Source organism: Pseudonocardia sp. DxW (assembly GCF_058448985.1).
In genome coordinates, this window is sequence record NZ_JBZFLK010000018.1 from 64,901 (window position 1) to 83,686 (window position 18,786).

The 18,786-nt window shown below is 74.3% G+C and carries 20 protein-coding genes; 11 read left to right on the forward strand and 9 right to left on the reverse strand.

All coding sequences use genetic code 11. From position 1 onward, the window contains the following. Positions 1 to 1,626, reverse strand: coding sequence for a formate dehydrogenase beta subunit (locus tag ACVJO7_RS24940; protein WP_491674896.1), 1,626 nt, complete (start codon positions 1,624 to 1,626; stop codon positions 1 to 3). After that, complete coding sequence (locus tag ACVJO7_RS24945; RefSeq protein ID WP_491674897.1) at positions 1,623 to 2,102, reverse strand: NAD(P)H-dependent oxidoreductase subunit E; 480 nt, start codon at positions 2,100 to 2,102, stop codon at positions 1,623 to 1,625. The genes ACVJO7_RS24940 and ACVJO7_RS24945 overlap by 4 nt, the downstream gene beginning before the upstream one ends. A gap of 128 nt (positions 2,103 to 2,230) precedes the next feature. On the opposite strand from ACVJO7_RS24945, the gene ACVJO7_RS24950 reads away from it, so the two are divergent. Next, the gene (locus tag ACVJO7_RS24950) at positions 2,231 to 3,211 is read left to right on the forward strand and encodes a LysR family transcriptional regulator (protein ID WP_491674898.1); all 981 of its coding nucleotides are present in this window, start codon (positions 2,231 to 2,233) and stop codon (positions 3,209 to 3,211) included. A gap of 119 nt (positions 3,212 to 3,330) precedes the next feature. Here the strand turns inward: ACVJO7_RS24950 and ACVJO7_RS24955 are convergent, their stop codons facing one another. Further along, the gene (locus tag ACVJO7_RS24955) at positions 3,331 to 4,590 is read right to left on the reverse strand and encodes a DUF418 domain-containing protein (RefSeq protein WP_491674899.1); all 1,260 of its coding nucleotides are present in this window, start codon (positions 4,588 to 4,590) and stop codon (positions 3,331 to 3,333) included. Next, the gene (locus ACVJO7_RS24960; protein WP_491674900.1) at positions 4,587 to 5,234 is read right to left on the reverse strand and encodes a TetR/AcrR family transcriptional regulator; all 648 of its coding nucleotides are present in this window, start codon (positions 5,232 to 5,234) and stop codon (positions 4,587 to 4,589) included. Before ACVJO7_RS24960 ends, ACVJO7_RS24955 begins: the two co-directional genes overlap by 4 nt. Positions 5,235 to 5,342: 108 nt before the next feature. Between ACVJO7_RS24960 and ACVJO7_RS24965 the strand changes: the two genes are divergently transcribed. Next, complete coding sequence (locus ACVJO7_RS24965; RefSeq protein ID WP_491674901.1) at positions 5,343 to 5,768, forward strand: GNAT family N-acetyltransferase; 426 nt, start codon at positions 5,343 to 5,345, stop codon at positions 5,766 to 5,768. Between the two features lie 199 nt (positions 5,769 to 5,967). On the opposite strand, the gene ACVJO7_RS24970 is transcribed toward ACVJO7_RS24965, so the two are convergent. Beyond that, complete coding sequence (locus ACVJO7_RS24970) at positions 5,968 to 6,915, reverse strand: serine/threonine-protein kinase (protein WP_491674902.1); 948 nt, start codon at positions 6,913 to 6,915, stop codon at positions 5,968 to 5,970. A 48-nt stretch (positions 6,916 to 6,963) separates the two neighbouring features. Here ACVJO7_RS24970 and ACVJO7_RS24975 point away from each other — a divergent pair, with 48 nt between their 5' ends. Continuing rightward, the gene (locus ACVJO7_RS24975) at positions 6,964 to 7,227 is read left to right on the forward strand and encodes a hypothetical protein (protein ID WP_491674903.1); all 264 of its coding nucleotides are present in this window, start codon (positions 6,964 to 6,966) and stop codon (positions 7,225 to 7,227) included. Here ACVJO7_RS24975 and ACVJO7_RS24980 read toward each other — a convergent pair. Continuing rightward, on the reverse strand, positions 7,197 to 9,686 hold the full coding sequence (locus ACVJO7_RS24980; protein ID WP_491674904.1) for a CDP-alcohol phosphatidyltransferase family protein: 2,490 nt from the start codon (positions 9,684 to 9,686) through the stop codon (positions 7,197 to 7,199). The two genes, ACVJO7_RS24975 and ACVJO7_RS24980, sit on opposite strands and share 31 nt — an antisense overlap. Positions 9,687 to 9,715: 29 nt before the next feature. After that, the gene (locus ACVJO7_RS24985; RefSeq protein WP_491674905.1) at positions 9,716 to 10,468 is read right to left on the reverse strand and encodes an FkbM family methyltransferase; all 753 of its coding nucleotides are present in this window, start codon (positions 10,466 to 10,468) and stop codon (positions 9,716 to 9,718) included. 221 nt (positions 10,469 to 10,689) lie between these two features. Between ACVJO7_RS24985 and ACVJO7_RS24990 the strand changes: the two genes are divergently transcribed. From ACVJO7_RS24990 to ACVJO7_RS25000, 3 genes are all read left to right on the forward strand, one after another. Beyond that, positions 10,690 to 11,997: an acyl-CoA dehydrogenase family protein gene (locus ACVJO7_RS24990; RefSeq protein WP_358487724.1), complete on the forward strand. Its 1,308-nt coding sequence runs from the start codon at positions 10,690 to 10,692 to the stop codon at positions 11,995 to 11,997. Positions 11,998 to 12,116: 119 nt separating this feature from the next. Further along, positions 12,117 to 12,566 (forward strand): RrF2 family transcriptional regulator, encoded by a 450-nt coding sequence (locus ACVJO7_RS24995; RefSeq protein WP_344025857.1) that lies wholly within the window; start codon positions 12,117 to 12,119, stop codon positions 12,564 to 12,566. 66 nt (positions 12,567 to 12,632) lie between these two features. Beyond that, the gene (locus ACVJO7_RS25000; RefSeq protein ID WP_491674906.1) at positions 12,633 to 13,937 is read left to right on the forward strand and encodes an acyl-CoA dehydrogenase family protein; all 1,305 of its coding nucleotides are present in this window, start codon (positions 12,633 to 12,635) and stop codon (positions 13,935 to 13,937) included. Between the two features lie 9 nt (positions 13,938 to 13,946). Here ACVJO7_RS25000 and ACVJO7_RS25005 read toward each other — a convergent pair whose 3' ends face one another. After that, complete coding sequence (locus ACVJO7_RS25005; protein ID WP_491674907.1) at positions 13,947 to 14,690, reverse strand: helix-turn-helix domain-containing protein; 744 nt, start codon at positions 14,688 to 14,690, stop codon at positions 13,947 to 13,949. Positions 14,691 to 14,923: 233 nt separating this feature from the next. On the opposite strand from ACVJO7_RS25005, the gene ACVJO7_RS25010 reads away from it, so the two are divergent. From ACVJO7_RS25010 to ACVJO7_RS25025, 4 genes are all read left to right on the forward strand, one after another. Continuing rightward, on the forward strand, positions 14,924 to 15,193 hold the full coding sequence (locus ACVJO7_RS25010; protein WP_491674908.1) for a hypothetical protein: 270 nt from the start codon (positions 14,924 to 14,926) through the stop codon (positions 15,191 to 15,193). A gap of 33 nt (positions 15,194 to 15,226) precedes the next feature. After that, a complete protein-coding gene (locus ACVJO7_RS25015) occupies positions 15,227 to 15,409 on the forward strand; it encodes a CDGSH iron-sulfur domain-containing protein (protein ID WP_491674909.1) in 183 nt (60 codons plus the stop codon). Beyond that, a complete protein-coding gene (locus tag ACVJO7_RS25020) occupies positions 15,406 to 16,434 on the forward strand; it encodes an iron-containing redox enzyme family protein (RefSeq protein ID WP_491674910.1) in 1,029 nt (342 codons plus the stop codon). Before ACVJO7_RS25015 ends, ACVJO7_RS25020 begins: the two co-directional genes overlap by 4 nt. A gap of 141 nt (positions 16,435 to 16,575) precedes the next feature. After that, positions 16,576 to 17,199, forward strand: a complete 624-nt coding sequence (locus ACVJO7_RS25025) for an L-histidine N(alpha)-methyltransferase (protein WP_491674911.1) — start codon at positions 16,576 to 16,578, stop codon at positions 17,197 to 17,199. A 15-nt stretch (positions 17,200 to 17,214) separates the two neighbouring features. Here the strand turns inward: ACVJO7_RS25025 and ACVJO7_RS25030 are convergent, their stop codons facing one another. Beyond that, entirely contained in the window at positions 17,215 to 18,159 is a 945-nt protein-coding gene (locus ACVJO7_RS25030) for an ANTAR domain-containing protein (RefSeq protein WP_491674912.1), read from the reverse strand. 225 nt (positions 18,160 to 18,384) lie between these two features. Here ACVJO7_RS25030 and ACVJO7_RS25035 point away from each other — a divergent pair, with 225 nt between their 5' ends. Continuing rightward, complete coding sequence (locus ACVJO7_RS25035; protein ID WP_344025935.1) at positions 18,385 to 18,771, forward strand: bifunctional 3-phenylpropionate/cinnamic acid dioxygenase ferredoxin subunit; 387 nt, start codon at positions 18,385 to 18,387, stop codon at positions 18,769 to 18,771. Positions 18,772 to 18,786 lie beyond the last annotated feature (15 nt).

The following is an 18,786-nucleotide window of genomic DNA, read 5'->3' on the forward strand; positions in this document are numbered from 1 at the left end:
CTACTCCTCCGTGCCCATCAGTGCCGCGTTGCGGGCGGCGGTGTCGGCGGCGAACTTGTCGGGAACCGGCAGTCCGGTGTGCACCGGCGGCCGGTCGAAGTCCTCGGCGAAGTCGGTGACGGCGCTGCGCACCGGCATCGGGGTGAGGCCGCCCATCGCACACAGCGAGCCCTTGGTCATGGTGTCGCAGAGGCTGTCCAGCAGGAGCAGGTTCCGCTCCCGGTCGACCCCGCCGATGATCTTGTCGATGGTCTCGACGCCGCGCACCGCGCCGACCCGGCACGGCGTGCACTTGCCGCAGGACTCGATCGCGCAGAACTCCATCGCGAACCGGGCCTGGCGGGCCATGTCGACGGTGTCGTCGAACACCACCACGCCGCCGTGCCCGATCATCGCGTTCGCCGCGGCGAACCCCTCGTAGTCCATCGGCAGGTCGAACCGGGTGGTCGGCAGGTAGGCGCCCAGCGGGCCGCCGACCTGCACGGCGCGCACCGGCCGGCCGGACGCGCTGCCGCCGCCGTAGCCCTCGACCAGCTCGCCGAGCGTGATGCCGAACGCGGTCTCCACGATCCCGCCCCGGCGGATGTTGCCGGCCAGCTGGAACACCTGGGTGCCGCGGGACCGGTCGACGCCCAGCTCCTGGTAGGCGGCCGGGCCGTCGGCCATGATCATCGGGACGGAGCCCAGGGTCAGCACGTTGTTGACGACCGTCGGCCTGCCGAACAGCCCCTCCAGCGCGGGGATCGGCGGCTTCGCCCGGACCGTGCCGCGCCTGCCCTCGAGGCTCTCCAGCATCGAGGTCTCCTCGCCGCAGATGTAGGCACCGGCGCCGACCCGGACGAACAGGTCGAACGACAGGTCGCTGCCGGCGATCCGCTCGCCCAGCCGGCCGCGGGAGTAGGCGATCTCGATGGCCTGGCGCATCACGCGGACCGCGTCCGGGTACTCCGAGCGCAGGTAGATGTAGCCCTCGGTGGCGCCCACCGCGTACGCGGCGATGGTCATGCCCTCGATCAGGGTGAACGGGTCACCCTCCATCAGCATCCGGTCGGCGAACGTGCCGGAGTCGCCCTCGTCGGCGTTCGCGCAGACGAACTTCAGCCCGGCCGGGGCGTCGTGCACGGTCTTCCACTTGATCCCGGCCGGGAAGCCCGCGCCGCCGCGGCCGCGCAGGCCGGACTCGGTGACGGTCTCGACGACCTCGGCCGGCGACATCTGCAGGGCCCGGTCGAGTCCGGCGAACCCGCCGTGCCGGAGGTAGTCCTCGATGTTCAGCGGATCGATCACGCCGACCCGGCGGAAGGTGACCCGCTGCTGGGAGGACAGCCAGTCGATGTCGTCGGTGCGGCCGTGGCAGAGCCGGGTGGCCGCGCCGTCGAGCATCCCGTCGTCGACCAGCCCGGCGACGTCGGCGGCGGTCACCGGCCCGTAGGCGATCCGGCCGTCGTCGGTGTCGATCTCGACCAGCGGCTCCAGCCAGAGCATGCCGCGGGAGCCGTTGCGGACGATCCGGATCTCCCGCCCGGTGCCGGCGGCGGCCGCGGTGAGCGCGTCGGCGACCTCGTCGGCGCCGACCGAGCGGGCCGCGGAGTCGGCCGGGACGTACACCGTGACCGGGGCGCTCATCGGGCCCGCTCCTGCAGGAGCGCGTCGAACCGGCCGGGGGTGACCCGGCCGTGCAGCCGGCCGTCGACGGTGACGGCCGGGCCGAGCGCGCAGTTGCCGAGGCAGAAGATCTGCTCCAGCTCGTAGGTGCCGTCGTCGGTGCGGGCGTCCATCCCGATGCCGAGCGTGCCGGTGGCGTGCTCGACGAGCTCGTTCGCGCCGACCGCCTGGCAGGCCTCGGCGCGGCAGATCTGCACGACGCACTCCGCGGCGGGGGTGCGCCGGAAGTCCTTGTAGAACGTGGCGACGCCGTGCACCTCGGCCTCGGAGAGGTTGAGCACCTCGGCGATCACCGCCGTGTCGGCGTGCGTGATGTGGCCGATCTCCTCGACCACCCGGTGCAGGATCGGCATCAGGGCGCCGCGCTCGCCGGACAGGCCCGCGGCGATCTCCCGGACGGCGGCTGCCCGTCCGGTGTCCAGTGCCACGTCAGACATGTGCCTCCCCATCGCCAGTGATGCTCCTCACACGTTGTCAAGAGGGAGACGCATCGACAAGAGTCCTGTGAGTCGACCTGTCGATCCGTTGATAAGTAGCGTCGATCACAGCTGGTTAGACTCGTGTGATGCCGCCCGACATCCTGATCCGCCAGCTGGAGTATGTGGTGGCGCTGGCCCGCGAGCAGCACTTCGGCCGGGCCGCGGCGGCCAGCCACGCCAGCCAGCCCGCGCTGTCCGCGGCGATCCGGAAGCTGGAACGCGAGCTGGGCGTGACGATCGTGCAGCGCGGCCGCCGGTTCGCCGGGTTCACCGACGAGGGCCGCCGGGTCGTCGCGTGGGCGCACCGGATCCTCGCCGAACGCGACGGGCTCCGGAACGACCTGGACCGGATGCGCGACGAGCTGACCAGCACCCTGCGGATCGGCGCGATCCCGACCGCGGTGCCGCCGAGCCCGCTGGTGACCACGCCGTTCCGGGAGCGCCATCCGCAGGCCGGCGTGCGGATCGAGGCGCTGTCGTCGACCGAGATCCTCCGCAAGCTGGAGGAGTTCGAGATCGACGTCGGACTGACCTACCTCGACCCGCACACCCCGGAGGCCACCGCGGCCCTCCCGCTCTACCGCGAGCACTACCTGCTGCTCACCCCGGCCGACGGGCCGGCTGCCGGGCGGCCGACGGTGCGCTGGAGCGACATCGCGGCGCTGCCGCTGTGCATGCTCGACACCAGCATGCAGAACCGCCGGATCCTGGAGCACGCGGCCGCCGCGGCGGGCACCCGGCTGACCCCGGCCGTCGAGACCAACACCGTCGACGGCCTCTACGCGCACGCCGCGGGCGGCGCGTGCTCCAGCATCATCGCGCACACCTGGCTGCACGCGTTCGGCATCCCGGAGGGGATGACGACGATCCCGCTGGCCGAGCCGAGCCCGCAGCCCGCGGTGGGCATCGTGATCCCGGGCCGGCAGCCGAACTCGATCGCGGCGAACGCGCTGCTGGAGGTGGTCGGTGGGCTCGACGTCGCCGGCGAGCTGGACCGCTCGGTCGCGGCGGTGTCCGGCTCGGTCGGGCCGTGGGACACCGTCCCGCCGGCGGCGGACCTCCGGTAATCCCACCCCAGCCGCACCGTCCCCGCCCGCGCCGCGCCCCGCCGGCCGGGTCCGCACGGGACCGGTGTGTCCGCACGGGATCCGATGCCGTGCGAACGGCGGGAACCCGTGCGGACCGATCAGGTGGTGGCGGGGGCCGGTGCGGGGGGACCGTAGGTCAGGCGCCGGAGCAGCGCCTCGGCCGGGCCGGGAGCGCCGCGCCGTTCCAGGGCGACCGCACAGAGCACCGTGAGCAGCCAGACCGCGATCGCGAACGCGGCCGTCGCCGCGCTGCCGAGGCTCCCGCCGAGGCCCAGGCCCCAGGCCGCGAGCAGCGGGGCGCACAGCACCGACTGGGCCAGGTAGCAGCTCAGCGACCGCTTCCCGACCGCGGTCAGCGCGCCGCCGACCGGCCCGAGCGGCCGGTCCGCCAACCGGCCGCCGACCAGCCCGAACACCGCGACGTAACCGAGGCCGCAGACCAGACCGGTGAGCATCTGCGGCATCGCGAACGACGACATCGCCGGCGACAGCGCGTCGAGCACCCCGATGTGGGCCAGCGCGAGCGGTAGCCCGCCGAGCCAGCCGATCGCGATCCCGCCGACCGCGGTGATCCACAGCAGCCGCCGGTGCTCCTGCGGGCGCTCCAGCACGCCGCGGCGGGCGGCCCAGAACCCGAGCAGGATCGACACCGGGACGACCATCCCGACGAGCCCCTGGATCACCAGCACCTGCAGCGGCCACATCGTCATCCGCGCCAGCGCGGCGCCGAGGACGTCCGGGTCGGACACGCTCGCCCGCGCCAGCACGGTGACCACGGAACCGAGGTCGTTCGGCGGCTGCTCCCCGGCCAGCACGGCGAGCCCCTCCAGCGCCGACAGTGCCGCGAGCAGCACGAGCAGCCCGGTTCCGATGCCGGCCCAGACCAGCAGCGTCCGGTCCGACCGGCGCAGGAACAACCACACCAGCACCAGCCCGCACAGGCCGTAGGCACCCAGCACGTCGCCGCCCCACAGCAGTAGGGCGTGCACCGCGCCGAACGTGACCAGCAGCAGGTTGCGGCGACGCAGCAGCCGTCGTGCCTCGTCGTCGGAGAGCCCGGCGCGGCGCTGCCGTCGCACGATCATCACCAGGCCGTAGCCGAACAGGAACGCGAACATCGGATAGACCCGCAGGTCCACCGTGGTGATCAGGACGGCCTGGACGACCCGGTCGGCGACCGATCCGTCCACCGGGTGCGCGCCCATCCCGCTGGACGGTCGCCCGTACAGGTAGTACGGGGTGTTCGCCAGGACGATCAGCAACAGCATGATCCCCCGGGCGAGGTCCGGCCCCGGTATCCGGCCGGTGGACCCGGCCGCGCCGGGCGGTGCGGGCGACCGTGCGTGGTCGGTGGTCATGGTTCCCCCCTGTGCTGGTGCGGTGTGGCGCTGACGGCGTGCTCGAACAGGTCGGCCAGCTCCATGGCGTGGCCGTCGACGTCGTGACCGGGATAGCTGTCGGCGTAGGCGACCATCGAGTCGATGGCGGCCTGGACGGTCACGGCCATCACGCGGGTGTCGAACCGCCGCAGCTCGCCGGACTCCTGGCCGCCCCGGAACATCTCCTCCAGGCCGCGGTAGAGCGGCTCGTTGAACTCGTCGCCGTAGCGCAGGCGCCCGTCGGCATCCCGGAGGTTGTCGAGGATCTCGCTCAGGGCGACCATCTCGGCCCGGTGATCGCGGACGTACGCGCCGACGGCGACGATGCGGGCACGCAGCCGGCCCACCGCCGTCGACTCGCGCTCGATGTGCGGCACCACGAACTCGGTGATCTCCCGGTACAGGTGCTCGACGAGCTGGTCGATCAGGTTGTCCCGGCCGGCGAAGTGATAGGCGATCACGCCCTTGCTGATGCCGGCGTGCTCGGCGATCCGGGCCAGCGAGGCGTTCGCGTAGCCGAGCTCGGCGATGGTCGCGACGGCGCTGTCGATGATCTGCGCGCGCCGGACGTCCTCGATGACCGAACGCCGCTTCTGACCGGTCGGGCTATTTTCTGACCGCATGGATTAGAATTAGCACGCTCGGTCAGGCCTGTGCAACGATCGGGGTCGGGAGCGGTCGTCGTACCGAGGGGGTGACCGATGGGAGAGGGTCCGCCGACGATCGAGCGGGTGCGCGATCCTGATCTGCTCGTCGCGAACGCGTCCCTGTTCGACCGGCCGGTGACAGCGCACGGCGCGGTCGACTTCCTGCGCCGCGAGGGGCACCTGCTGCTGCTCGCCCGGGCCGTCGACGGCACCGGCATCGGCTTCGTGTCCGGGATCGAGATGCGCCATCCGGACGGTGATCCCGAGATGTTCGTCTACGAGCTGGGCGTCGAGGAGCCCTGGCGCCGCCGCGGGGTGGCAGCGGCGCTGCTGCGTGCGCTGGGGGAGGAGGCCGGTCGCCGGGGCTGCACGGGCATGTGGACCGGGACCGGGCGGGACAACGTCGCGGCGCTCGCCACCTACCGGTCGCTCGGGGCGGAGGTCGACGACCGCTCGGTCTTCGTGACCTGGGAGACCGGCCCCGGTCCGGACGACGCGCGGACGCGCTGACCCACGCGACCGGCCCGGGGCAGCGGGGCGCCGGCCGCGGTTCGCACGGGTTCGCTGCGTTCGCACGGGATCCGATCCCGTGCGGATGGGCCGATCCCGTGCGGACGTGACGGCGTGCTGGATCGCGCCGGGTGAGCCGGGTGAGCCCGTGAACCGGGTGGGCCGGGTGGGCCGGGTGCGTCTGTCGGTGCGGTGCCGGTCAGGCGGGCAGTGCCAGCAGGTCCGCGTGGCCGACGGTCACCCGCAGCGTCCCCGCCGCCCGCTCGCGGTCCCGGCGGTCCCGGTAGGCCCCGGCCGGCCCGTTCAGCTCCGGGCGCTGCTCGCAGGCCGCGTCCAGCCAGCCGGCCAGCCACTCGCGCAGCAGGCCGGGGCGGTCCGGTCCGAGCTGCCACGGTGTCTCCGCGGTCCGGACCCGGGCGCCGCGGCGGGTGAACGCGTCGGTGGCGGCGGCGGCCGCGTCCGGGCCGAGCAGGCGCCGCCCGCCGGTCACACGTCGCTGGTGGTCGTCGAACGCGGCGGCGAGCTCGCGGTCCAGCGGATCGGCCGGATCGAACCGGACCCGGCCGGTGACCGACAGCGTCAGCAGGGCCGGGACCCCGGCGCCGGTGCACGCATCGGCCAGCGCCTCGATCTCGTCGGCGGTCAGCATGTCGAGCAGCGCCGACGCGGTGACCAGGGAGGTGCCGGCCAGCGCGGTGGCGTCCAGCGCGGTCAGGTCGCCGGGTGCGGCCTCGCCGGTGACCCCGGCGGGCAGATCGGCGACCGCGTGGCGGAGCAGCTCGGCGTCGCGGTCGTGCAGCATCCAGTGCTGGTCCGGCTGCGCGGGCTGGTCCGGCAGCGCGGGCAGGTCCGGCGGCGCGGGCCGGGTGGACCGGTGCGGGTGCGCGGGGTGGTCCGGCGGAGCCGGCCGGTCCGCCTGCGCGGGACGGTCGTCGCGGCGCCGGTGCAGCAGCGGCGCGAGCCAGCGGGACATCGAGCCGGTGCCGCAGCCGAGATCGCGCACCAGCAGCGGCCCGGGTGGCAGCGCGTCCCGCAGGGCGGCGGCGAGCGTCGCGGAGCGGGCGTCGGCGTCGGCGGGTTCGCGCAGCGCCAGCCAGTCCGGCGGGCAGCTCTGCGATCCGGCCGCACCCTGCAGCGGGGCGGTCACGCCAGGCCGCGCTCTCGGCCGACACCGGGGGCCCCGGCACTGGGGGCCGTGGCGATGCCGGCGCCGGTGCGGGTCCCGCTGGTACGAGTTCCGGCGGTGCGGGCCCCGGTGCGTCCCCCGCCGCTACGGGTCCCGGTGCTGCTGGTCCGGGTGCTGCTGGTCCGGGTGCTGCTGGTCCGGGTGCTGCTGGTCCGGGTGCTGCCGATCACTGTGTCTCCTCCGGGTCGTCGCGCCGTCGTGGGGGCCGCTACCGGTGTGAACGTGCGGGAGGCGCCGCACGTTCACCCTCCGGCCGGGGTCGGCTGCCCGTAGGCGTCGAGGAACCGGTCGCGGAAGACGTCCATCGGCCAGACCGGCGCGGCGGGCGGCGGGCGCAGTCCGGCCGACCAGTCCCAGTCCTCGATCCGGTCGAGCACCTCCGGGTCCCTGGTGATGATCGAGACCGGGACGTCCCGGCTCGCCGCGGCGCCGGTCACCACCGAGGCGGGCTGGTGGTCCCCGAGCATGACGACGACGAGATCGTCGTCGCCGAACCGCTCGATCCAGCCGAGGGTGGCCTCCAGCGCGTACTCAGTGGAGCGGAGGTAGTCCTCGCGGATCGAGTCCGGGTCCCCGGCGAAGATCGACTCGAAGGTGCGCTGGTCATCGGCGTACGGGGCGTAGACCGAGCCGTCGCCGACCTCGTCCCACTCGAGCATCGGCGGCACCGGCGTCCACGGCGCGTGGCTGGAGGTGAGCGCGATCTCGGCCATCAGCGGCCCGCGGTCGGTGCGGTCGTGCTCGAGTCGGGAAAACGCCGACAGGGCGTACTGGTCCGGCATCGGGGACCAGCTGAAGGGCGGCCCCCGGTAGTCCAGCCCGTCGAAGGCGTGCACCCGCTGGTGGCCGTAGAAGTCGGCCTCCGGCCAGGCTCGCGTCGTGCCGGGCATGATGGCGGTGGTCTCCCAGCCGGCGTCGCGGAACGCCCGGACCAGGGTCAGCCGGTCCGAGGTGACGAGCGCGTCGTGCCGGCGCTGGTCGTCGATCCGGAGCCCGGCGAACAGCGTCGCGTGCGCCAGCCAGCTGCCGCCGCCGCTGATCGGGGCGGTCAGGAAGCCGCTGCGGGAGTCGAACCCGGCGGTGTCGAGGCGGCGATCGGAATCGTCGAGCAGTGCGGTGGTGCGCGGGGCCATCTCCGGATCCTCCAGCGCGGTCCGCCCGTAGCTCTCGACGACGGCGAACACGACGTCCTTGCCGCGCAGCGCGCCGAGCAGCTGGTCGCCGGGGACGTCGGCGTAGGCGTCGTCGGCGAGCTCGGAGGCGAAGGCCCGCTGGTCGGCGACTGCGGCCGGGATGCCGACGGCCCGGTCGCGCAGCTGGGTGACACCGTCGGCCGCGGCGACCGGGACGCCGGGCACCAGCTGTGCCCCGACGACCGCCCACACGATCAGCCAGATCGTGCCGAGCGCGGCCGCGCCGGGCAGCGCGACCCAGCGGTGCCGGGCGGCCAGACCGGCGAGCCGGACGACCGCCAGCGCCGTCGCCACCAGCAGCCCGACGGCCAGCACCCCGGCCAGGAGGGCGACCAGCACCGCGCCGGCCGGGCCGAGGGTCCCGCGCAGGAACTCCTGCGCGTTGCCGATCAGCACCCAGTCCGCGACCGGGTCGAACGGGCGGTCCAGGAAGATCACGAAGCCGAGGTCGAACAGCTTCAGCAGCCCGACGACGGCGAGCAGCAGCCCGGCCACCGCACCGGTGATCCGGCGGGCCCGGCCGGGCAGCAGCGCCAGGACGGCGACGCCGAGCACGATCTCGATCGGCAGCCGCAGGAACGCCGCCGGAACGATGTTCACCGGGTCGCCGGGCAGCACCAGGATGAGCGCGACCAGCGCCGCACAGACCGTGGTGAGCAGTGCGGCACCGGCCGCCCGCCAGCGGACCGGGTGCTCGTCGGCGGCCCGCCAGAGCCAGACCACCGACGTCCCGAACGACCAGAGCAGCGCCGCCAGCGCGACCGCGAGCACGGCGTGCCCGATCGTGCCGGGCAGCAGCCCGGCGGCGGCGGCGATCAGCACGACGCCCTGCAGCGCCGCGACCACCTTCGCCGAGCGGCGCACCGGCAGCGACCCCTGCAGCCACGGCAGCACCCGGGCCGCGCCGACGAAGGCGTAGCGCAGCAGGCCCAGCGCCGGCGCCCACCACAGGTGCGAGGCGATCGCGACGTGCACCGACAGCACCAGCAGCAGCAGCGCGTCGGTCTCCATGTCGAACCGGGCGCCCAGCTCGCTCGCGGTGCCGGTGCGGCGGGCGACGATCCCGTCCACCGCGTCGAGCCCGAACGCGACGAGTGCCAGCGCCACCAGCGCGACCTGCCCGGGGCCGTCCAGCCCGATCAGCGTCGCGACCGCGACCACCAGCACGCCACGGGCCAGCGTGACGACGCCCGCGGGACCGAGCGTCACCGCGCCGCCGGACACCGGTGCCGCGGCGGGGCCGGGCCCGGGTGCGGCTGCGGCTGCGGCTGCGGGGTCCGCATCCGTGGCGCCGGCGGGGTCAGCGCCGGAGTCAGTGCCGGTGGACTCCGTGCCGGCGGGATCCGGGGTCCGCCGGGCGGCCCGGGCGAGCACCGCCGCGGCCGCGGCACCGAGGGCCGCGCCGAGCAGCGCGCGCACCAGTCCCACGTCGGTGAAGGCCGCGAGCAGCGCCAGCACGACGGCCAGCAGCGCGGCGCCGGCGATGAGCTGCCGGGCGACCGGCGCGGTCGCGAGGGCCCGGGCGAGACGGGGAATCACGACCGTCAAGGATGCCCGAGCCCGGACGATCACGCCGGGGCGGCCCGGGCGTAGACGTCGCCGGAGCGGCCGAGCGGCCGCCGGCGGTCCAGCAGCGCGACGAGCTCGCGGGCGTCCAGCCAGTGCCCGCCGGCGCTGTCGTCCCACTGCATCGTCTCGACCGGGGAGTAGCGGTAGACGTAGCGCCCGAGGGCCTCGACCCGGGCCAGCGCGGCCAGCGCGGCGTCGTGCGCGGCGGGCAGGTACTCGAACGACAGGGCGGGCAGCGGCCGGGACAGCCCGGCGAGGACGTCCGCCTCGAAGCCCTCGACGTCGATCTTGCAGAAGGCGGGCGTCCCGTGCGTGGCGACGAGCTCGTCGAGGGTGGTGACCGGCACCGCGACCTGGTCCTCCCAGCGCACCCGGGCGAAGCCGGAGTCGTCGGCGACGGTGCTGCGCCAGTCCTCCGACATCGACGACACGGTCGGCGTGGCCCGGGAGATCCCGAGCCGGGCGGTGCCCGGGCGGGCGCCGAGCGCGGTGGGCAGCACGGTCACGCCGTCGTCGCGGCCGAAGAACAGCCGCAGCAACCGGACGAAGTCGGGCTGGGGCTCGACGGCGACCACCCGCGCGCCGAGCGCCCGCCAGGCGCGGACCCGGTTGCCGGCGTGCGCGCCGACGTCGAACGCGAGATCGCCCGGTCCGAGGAACGGCGCGTAGAACTCGCGCATCCGGCGCTGCCGCCCGGGGATCCCGTGGTACATCGCGAGGGAGCGGGCGATTCCGAAGGCACGGGTCAGCACGCGGGCCGAGGGTAGTCGGGGCGGCCCGGCGGGCGCGGGGCCGGGCGGTCACGTTCGGCGGATTGTCGGGCATCGACGGGGTCGTTATGGTGCTGTAACTCACAAAACAAGTATCTGAAACACCGATTCTGGATGCTCTCCTCGCTGCTCGTGGAGCGGGGACCGGTCACCGGTCCGTGGGCGCATCCCGTCCCTGTCGTGCTCGTCCCGGAGAGGTCTTGATGATCAACTTCACGATGTCCGACCAGCAGAAGAAGCTGCAGTACGACGTCCGAGCATTCGCCGAGAACGTGCTGAAGCCGGTGGTCGCGGCCGCGGACGCGGAACCGGACCCGCTGAAGGGCTTCCAGCTGACCAAGCCCGCCTACGTCGAGGCGTACCGCGCCGGGATCGCCATGTGCATGCTCCCCGCGGAGTACGGCGGGGGTGGGGTCTCCTGCGTCGATCTGGTCGTCGCGGCCGAGGAAATCTGCGTCGTGGATCCCGGTTTCGCCTGCACCGTCCTGTGCAACGGGCTCGGCCTGATGCCGGTGGCCTGGTACGGCTCCGAGGAGCAGAAGGAGCGGTTCCTCCGCGCGGCGACGTCCGACCCGAGCGGCGAGTACCTGGGCGGCTGGACCGCCAGCGAGCCCCCCGGCAACCCGTCCGGCACGGCGAACTTCGACATCCCGCTGCCGCGCCCGGCCGGCGTCGGGCTGACCGCGGTGCGCGACGGCGACCACTTCGTCGTCAACGGGCGGAAGTACTGGCCGTCGTCGGCCGGGTGGGACGAGCGCGGCGTGAACGCGGGCACCCTGATCGTCCGCACCGACCCGGAGAAGGGCGGCACCGAGGGCCTGTCCGCGCTCGTCCTGGAGCGGGACACCCCCGGCGTCACCTACCGGCATCTCGACAAGATCGGGCACCGGCTGGCGTCCAACGCCGAGATCGTCTTCACCGACGCCCGGATCCCGGTGGCGAACCTGCTGCCCGGCGCCGAGGGCAACGGCGACCTGGTCATCAACCGGAACTTCGCCTGGTCCGGGCCGGTCGCAGCGATCGCGGCGGTCGGGATGGCCCGGGCCGCCTACGAGATGGCGCTGGACTTCGCCAAGGGCAACACCGCGGGCGCGCTGCGGCCGATCATCGGCTTCCAGAACGTCGGCTACGTGCTCGGCGACGTCGCGTCGAAGATCGAGATGGCCCGCGCCTTCTCCTGGCGGGCCGCGGACTACCTGGACAAGCACGACCAGCACGCGGAGCTGGTCGGCGCGATGAACAAGATCCAGGTCACCGAGCTGATGTTCGACTGCGTCTACAAGTGCATGCAGATCGTCGGCGTGAACAGCCTGGAGCTGCAGAACGGCTTCGGGAAGATCCTGCGGGAGGCGGCCGTCCTGCCGATCTACGACGGCGGCAACATGGGGATGCAGCGCCGTCGCGTGCACGGCATCCTCGCCGATCCGCTGTTCAACCCGCGGGCGATCATGGAGGACGAGTACGTGCGCTTCGGCAAGGAGCACGAGGGCATCGGGACGCTCGTCCCCTGATCCGCGCCCGGTCCGCGCCGGCACCGGTCCCGCAGGGCCGGTGGCGGTGTCGGCCGGGCTCCGCGGCGGGCAACAGGTACCGTTCGAGGCGCCAGTGCAGCGACGGGAGCGGCGCCACGATGAGGCACACCAGCCATGCGGACTACGCGCTCCGCGTCCTGCTCTACCTGCGGGTGGCGCCGGGACGGCGCGGCTCGGTCGGCGAGATCTCGGCCGCGCACCGGGTGTCGCGCAACCACCTGGACAAGGTCGTCCAGCGGCTCGCCGGCGCCGGGCTGGTGGAGACCAGCCGCGGCCGCGGCGGCGGGGTGCGCCTGGTGCGCGATCCGGCCACCATCACCGTCGGCGAGGTGATGCGCACGATGGAGAACGACTTCGCGGTCGTCGAGTGCCTGGGGCCGGCCCGCTACTGTCGGATCGCCGGTGTCTGCGGCGCGCGCAGCGTGTTCGCCCAGGCGCTGGACGCCTACTTCGAGGTGCTCGACGCCTCGACCATCGAGGACGTCGCCGTCAACGACCAGGGACTGCGCGGTGCCCTCGGCATGATCCAGGGCGCCACCGGCAGCTGAGCGCCACCCGCCGGCGTCCGGCCCGGCCCTGTTCGGCTCTGTTCGGCTCGGCAGGAGGGCACACGGATGGCTGTCGACTTCGAGCTGACGCCCGAGCAGCGGACGCTCAAGTACGCGGCGCGCGAGTTCGCCCGCGAGGTGCTGCGCCCGGCGGCCGAGCAGGCCGACGCCCACCCGGACCCGCAGGAGGCGTTCCGCCTCATCAAACCGGTCTATGAGCAGGCCGTCGCGTCCGGGCTGAGCACGATGTTCCTGCCCCGCGAGTACGGCGGCGGGGGCGCGTCCACGGTGGACTTCCTGCTCGTCGTCGAGGAGCTGTGCGCGGTCGATCCCGGCTTCCCGACCGTGCTGCTGGTCAACGGCCTCGCGCTGATGCCGATCCTGTGGTCGGGGACCGAGACCCAGCGCGACCGCTGGCTGCGCCGGGCGACCGACCGCGACAACGTCGACTTCCTCGCCGGGTTCGCGGTGAGCGAGCGTGGCGGGACGGCCAACTTCGACCATCCCAGCCCGCGCGGCGGCATCCAGGTGGTCGCCGACCACGACCGGGCCAACGGTGAGTACGTGCTGTACGGCGAGAAGCACTGGCCGTGCAACGCCGGCGGCTGGGACCTGCGCGGCGCCGACGTCACCCTGTGCGTCGTCCGGACCGACCGCGACGCGGGCGGCACCGGGGCGCTCAGCGCGATCCTGGTCGAGCGCGGCACCGACGGCGTCGAGCACGAGGTGATCGACACGATGGCGCACCGCACCTGCCAGAACGTCACGATGACCTTCCGCGGCGCCCGGGTCCCGGAGGAGAACGTGCTCGCCGTCGGCGAGGGAGATCTGCTCGTCAACCGGAACTTCACCTGGTCCGGCCCGATCGCGGCGATCGCCGCCGTCGGCGTGGCCCGCGGGGCGTACGAGTTCGCCCTGGACTGGGCCCGGACCTACACCGGCGGCGGCACCGTCCCGATCATCCGGCACCAGGCCGTCGGTCACCTGCTGGCCGACATCGCCGCCAGGATCGAGGCCGCCCGCTACTTCGCCTGGAAGGCCGCGCACTACCTGGACCGGCACCCCGGGCAGGGCCAGGCGCTCGGCGGGATGAACAAGACCTACTGCACCGAGTCCATGCAGGGCGTCGTCACCGACTGCATGCGGCTGGTCGGGGTGAACGCGCTCGACCGGAGGTTCCCGCTGGCCCGGTACTACCGGGAGGCAGCCGTGTTCTCCCTCTACGACGCCGGGAACCTGGGCATGCAGCGCCGGCGGGCGTGGGGGGTGATGACCGACCGGGGGTTCGGGCCGGACACCTTCGTCGACGACGAGGACCTCGCCTTCAGCCGGTCGATGCAGGGATGGGGGACGGGAGATGGGGCGGGGTGAGCGGTTCCGTCAGTCCCGGTCGCCCGCCGGCTCCTCCCGCAGCAGCGTCCCGAGCCGCCCCATGACGTCGAGCTGGGCCGGGTTGTAGAGGTCGCGCATCGCGGCCCCCATGGTCCGCTGGGCGAAGCCCTTCCCGCGCGGCGAGTCCTCGCGCATCGTCGCCAGCGACGGGTGCGCCGCGTGCATCTCGCGGACGTAGGGCAGCATCCGCTCGGCGAGCTCCTGGCGGGTCCGGTCGTCGGCGTCCTCTGGCAGGTTCTCGAAGGCGCCCGCGTTCGGGTCCGGCGGCAGGTCGCGCAGCAGCTCCGCGTACGCCTGCAGGCTCTGCGGGCCCAGCACCCGGGTCATCACGACGATCAGCGACCGGTCGGTGTCGGACAGCTCCGCCTGCGCGGTCGCCGGGGCGAAGTCGGACGGCAGGTCGGTCGGGGTGCCGTCGCGCATGATCACGCCGAGCTCGGCCCGGATCCGCTGCAGCCGCTCGATCGTCTCGGACAGCTCCGCGTCGAGGGTGCGCAGCGCCTCCTCGGGATGGTCGTCGGCGTCGCCCATCGCGGCGATCTGGGCGAGTGAGAAGCCGAGATCGGTGAGCCGCTTGATCCGCAGCACCCGCACCAGGTGGGCGACCCCGTACTGCTTGTAGCCGTTGGAGCGGCGCTCGGGCTCCGCCAGCAGGCCCACCTCGTGGTAGTGCCGCACCGCCCGCAGGCTGGTGCCGGCGAGCTCGGCGATCTCACGCGTGCTCCAGGCCATGACCCCCACCTCTCCCGGGCTTCCGCGCCCTGCGGTTCCGCCCCGGGATGGTGCCGTTGCGGTACGGACCGGACAACCCCGGCCCGTCACCAGGTGTGAAGCCGTGCTGACCGGGGCTGATTCCGTTGTGTGGTGCAGGTCGCGCCGGCCCGGCGTTGACCGTGCCGCGACGGCCGGGTGTGCGCTGGCCGGAGGTCGGGCGCACCTGCCCGGCCACGACGAGGGGGGAGCGCATGCGCGCGTTGCTGTTCGACCGCTCCGCCGGGACCGGTCTGCGGGTCGGTGCCGCCGACCACCTCGTCGCCGGCGGCCTGCTGCTGCTCGTGCACGGCGGGGCCTGCGGCGCGGGCCGTACGCTGGAGCGGCTCGCCGGGAACGGGCCGACCGCCCGGGTCGTCGAGCGGGTCCGGATCCCGCTCGGCCCGGTGATGCGGGTCCGGCCGCGCTGCACGAGGCGCGCGGGCCGGCCGAGCCGGGCGCCGTCGACGAGGAGCTGGTCGTGATCGAGGCGAGCCGTGCCTGCTGAGCCCACCCGGATGACCCTGACCGACGACGGCCCTGTCCTGGTGCACGGCCCGGTCGAGATCGAGACCGCCGACGGGCGCCGGATCCGGTCCGACCGCCCGGTGACGGCGGTCTGCACCTGCCGCCGCACCCGGCGACCCCCGTTCTGCGACACCAGCCACCGCACCCGGACCCGGGTGGGGGAGCGGACATGACGGTCCGGCATCCGGCCCCGCGCACCGGTCTCGCGCCGCTGCCGGCCGCCCGCGGCCCGCTGTCCGCGACGGTGCTGGAGCTGCTGCGCGGCGGGGCCCCGGCGCCCGGCGGGGACCCGGCGACCGCCGACCCGTACGGCGACGACCTGCAGCTCGCCCTGCACTGCTGCTACGAGCTGCACTATCGCGGCTTCGCCGGCGTCGACGACGACCGGGAGTGGGACCCGCGGCTGCTGACCCTGCGGGTCGCGCTGGAGGACCGGTTCCTGGCCGCGCTGCGCGCCGACGTCCCGCCCGGCGACGACGTCGCCGGCACCGTCGAGGCGCTGCTCGTCGAGCCGGTCGGCCCGGCCGCGGAGACCGGGGTCTCGCACCACCTGCACCGCACCGGGGAGCTGTGGCAGCTGCGCGAGTACGTCGCGCACCGCTCGGTGTACCACCTCAAGGAGGCCGATCCGCAGGCCTGGGTGATCCCGCGGCTGCCGGACGCCGCCAAGGCCGGGCTGGTCACCGTCGAGCACGACGAGTACGGCGCGGGCGATCCGGCCCGCATGCACGCGGTCCTGTTCGCCGACATGATGCGCGAGCTCGGTCTGTCCGCCGAGTACGGCCACTACGTCGACGCGGTACCCGCGGAGACCCTCGCCGAGGTCAACTTCATGACGCTGTGCGGCCTGCGGCGCAGCCTGCGCGGCGCGCTCGTCGGCCAGTTCGCGCTGGTGGAGCTGACCTCGTCGCCCGGGTCCGAACGGCTGGTCCGCGGGATGCGCCGGCTCGGCTGCGGCGCGGCGGCGATCCGGTTCTACGACGAGCACGTGGAGGCCGACGCGGTGCACGAGCAGGTCGTCCGACGCGGCGTCCTCGCCCCGCTGCTGGCCGCCGAGCCCGCGCTCGCCGCGGACGTGGTGTTCGGGATCCGGGCGGCCGGGTTCCTCGGCGACCGGCTCGGCGAGCTGCTGCTGCGGCACTGGTCGGCGGGCCGGACCAGCCTGCGCGCGGCGCTGCCGGACGGGGCGGCCCGGTGAGCGTCGTCGAGCTGGAGTCCGGCCCCGCGTTCTGGGACGACGTCGCCGGGCTGCGGGCCTGCCTCACCGAGCCGGTCCCGCGGATCCCGCCCTGCCGCGCAGCGGCCGACCCACTACCTGCCCGTCGACGTCAGCCGGGAGATGCTCGAGCACAGCGCCGGACGGCTGCGCGACGTGCCCGGCCTGACGGTGACCGGCCTGTGGGGCCGCTACGAGGCGGGCCTCGACCGGCTCCGCGACGACCCGGACGGCCCGCTGGCGGTGCTGTTCCTCGGCGCCAACATCGGCAACACCACCCCGGACGAGCGGTCGGCGCTGCTCGCCCGGATCGCCGCCGCGCTGCGCCCCGGCGATGCGTTCGCCGTCTCGGCCGACCTGCTCAAGCCCGGCCCGGTGTTCGCGACCTGCTACAACGACCCGCCCGGGCACACCGCGTTCGCCGAGTTCCGGCTCAACCATCTCGCGCATCTCGCCCGGCGCTTCGGCGGCCGGGTCGACCTGGCCGACTTCCACGCGCTCGCCCACTACGACCCGCACGACGAGGTCGTCGAGGGCCGGCTGTGGGCGCGCCGGGACCGGCGCGTCGCGCTGCCCGACCTGGGCCTGTCGCTGGACCTGCGCCGCGGCGAGGGGATCAACGTCGGGTTGTCCGCCACGTTCGACCGCGACCGCTTCCGCCGGGACGTCGAGCGGCACGGCCTGCGCGCCGAGGCCGAGTGGACCGACGACGAGCAGGGCTACGGCATCTTCCTGTTCCGGCGCTGATCCCGGCCCCGCCGGTCAGACCGGCCGCTCGTCGTCCGGCTCGGTGCGCACCAGCCGCAGCCCGCGCCGCGGCGGCGCGTCGCGGCGGCCTGCCGCGGCCGGCTCGTCACCGGCGCCGGGACCGGCGTCGGGGTCGGGACCGGTGACGGTGCCGGTGTCGTCACCGGGGTCGGTGCCGGGGTCCGGGAAGCGGGCGGTGAGCGCCTCCAGGGTGTCCCGGATCGAGTTGCCGATCCGGGCGTGCGACCCGGCCTCGTCGACCAGGACGGCGGCGAACTCCGGCACCGTCATCCCGTCCTGCCCGGCGGCGCGGCGCAGCCACCGGGCGGCATCGTCCGCGTCGAGCGTGTAGCGCTCCATCACGATCCCGGTGGCCCGCTCGACGCCCGCGGCGCCGGGCGGCCGGCCGCCCCCGGCGCGCGGCCCGGGAGCCGGTCCGGGCTCGTGCAGCAGCATCGCCGCCCGGAGCCCGAACAGCCCGGCGGCCAGCCGGGCCCCGGCCCCGAACACCCCGGGCGCCGGCGAGCAGAGGGCGAGCACCCCGCGCCGCCCGCGGTCCAGCGAGAGCCGGACCGACATCATCGAGCGGTACCCCGACCGCACCGCGGCCGGTGCGAAGCGCGGCCACCGGCGGGCGTCCCGGCCGCCGAGGTCGTCGGCGAGGACGATCCCGGTGGGCGGCGGATCGTCGGCGACGGTGAGCGAGGGCCCCTCCGCCAGGTCGGCCTGCAGCCGGTCGAGGCGGCGCACGTCGTCGCTGGTGGCGTGCGTGGTGCGCAGCACGCCGTCCGGTTCGATCCGGGCGATCCCGCCCGCGGTGGCCCCGGCGATCGCGCCGACCGCCGAGTCGAGGAGGCAGGCGAGCGAGGCGCGGCCGGTGCGGGTCCCGTCGGCGCCGGCGACGAAGCGGCTCGCGGTCCGCAGGGCCGCCACGATCTGGTCGTGGTCCGGCTGACGCATCCGACTCACCTCGGGCTGCGGACGGCGGTGCGTCCGGGGCGCGGACTCGAGGTATCACCGACCTTGTCGTTCACCGTACAACCCGTGCGCTGCCTGTCCATCCGGAGCGCGATCGGCCCGGTTCGGTGTGTGGCGAAATCCATCGTTGACGCGTGCCCGTCGCGCCCCCATCCTACGGTTGCGTAATACATAGCGAGTTCCGCGATGCGCAACGTGGAGGTAACAATGATCTTCGTGGGCGAGCTGTCCGACATCCCGGTCGGGGAGTCCGTTCGGATCCACGGCGAGGTCCCGATCGCCGTGTTCAACGTCGACGGGGAGCTGTTCGCGATCGACGACACCTGCACCCACCAGGACGCGTCGCTCTCCGACGGCTGGCTGGAGGGGTGCGCGGTCGAGTGCCCGCTGCACGCCGCCTGCTTCGACCTGCGGACCGGCCGGCCCAGCGGTCCGCCGGCCAAGACCCCGGTGCGCACGCACACGGTGCTGGTCGACGACGGCCGGGTCTACGTCCGCGAGTCCGCGCCGGTCGTGACCGCCCAGTCCGTCCGGCCCGCCGAGGCCGGCCACTACGCCGAGGCCGGCCACTACATCGACGAGGTCGCGAGCTGATGCCGGGCCCGGTCG

Coding starts and splice junctions, on each gene's coding strand:
- ACVJO7_RS24960 (WP_491674900.1), bottom strand. CDS start 5,234: ATGCGGTCAGAAAATAGCCCGACCGGTCAGAAGCGGCGTTCGGTCATC.
- ACVJO7_RS24995 (WP_344025857.1), top strand. CDS start 12,117: ATGAGGCACACCAGCCATGCGGACTACGCGCTCCGCGTCCTGCTCTAC.
- ACVJO7_RS25030 (WP_491674912.1), bottom strand. CDS start 18,159: ATGCGTCAGCCGGACCACGACCAGATCGTGGCGGCCCTGCGGACCGCG.
- ACVJO7_RS25000 (WP_491674906.1), top strand. CDS start 12,633: ATGGCTGTCGACTTCGAGCTGACGCCCGAGCAGCGGACGCTCAAGTAC.
- ACVJO7_RS24950 (WP_491674898.1), top strand. CDS start 2,231: ATGCCGCCCGACATCCTGATCCGCCAGCTGGAGTATGTGGTGGCGCTG.
- ACVJO7_RS25025 (WP_491674911.1), top strand. CDS start 16,576: ATGCTCGAGCACAGCGCCGGACGGCTGCGCGACGTGCCCGGCCTGACG.
- ACVJO7_RS24940 (WP_491674896.1), bottom strand. CDS start 1,626: ATGAGCGCCCCGGTCACGGTGTACGTCCCGGCCGACTCCGCGGCCCGC.
- ACVJO7_RS24955 (WP_491674899.1), bottom strand. CDS start 4,590: ATGACCACCGACCACGCACGGTCGCCCGCACCGCCCGGCGCGGCCGGG.
- ACVJO7_RS25010 (WP_491674908.1), top strand. CDS start 14,924: ATGCGCGCGTTGCTGTTCGACCGCTCCGCCGGGACCGGTCTGCGGGTC.
- ACVJO7_RS25005 (WP_491674907.1), bottom strand. CDS start 14,690: ATGGCCTGGAGCACGCGTGAGATCGCCGAGCTCGCCGGCACCAGCCTG.
- ACVJO7_RS24990 (WP_358487724.1), top strand. CDS start 10,690: ATGATCAACTTCACGATGTCCGACCAGCAGAAGAAGCTGCAGTACGAC.
- ACVJO7_RS25015 (WP_491674909.1), top strand. CDS start 15,227: ATGACCCTGACCGACGACGGCCCTGTCCTGGTGCACGGCCCGGTCGAG.
- ACVJO7_RS24945 (WP_491674897.1), bottom strand. CDS start 2,102: ATGTCTGACGTGGCACTGGACACCGGACGGGCAGCCGCCGTCCGGGAG.
- ACVJO7_RS25020 (WP_491674910.1), top strand. CDS start 15,406: ATGACGGTCCGGCATCCGGCCCCGCGCACCGGTCTCGCGCCGCTGCCG.
- ACVJO7_RS25035 (WP_344025935.1), top strand. CDS start 18,385: ATGATCTTCGTGGGCGAGCTGTCCGACATCCCGGTCGGGGAGTCCGTT.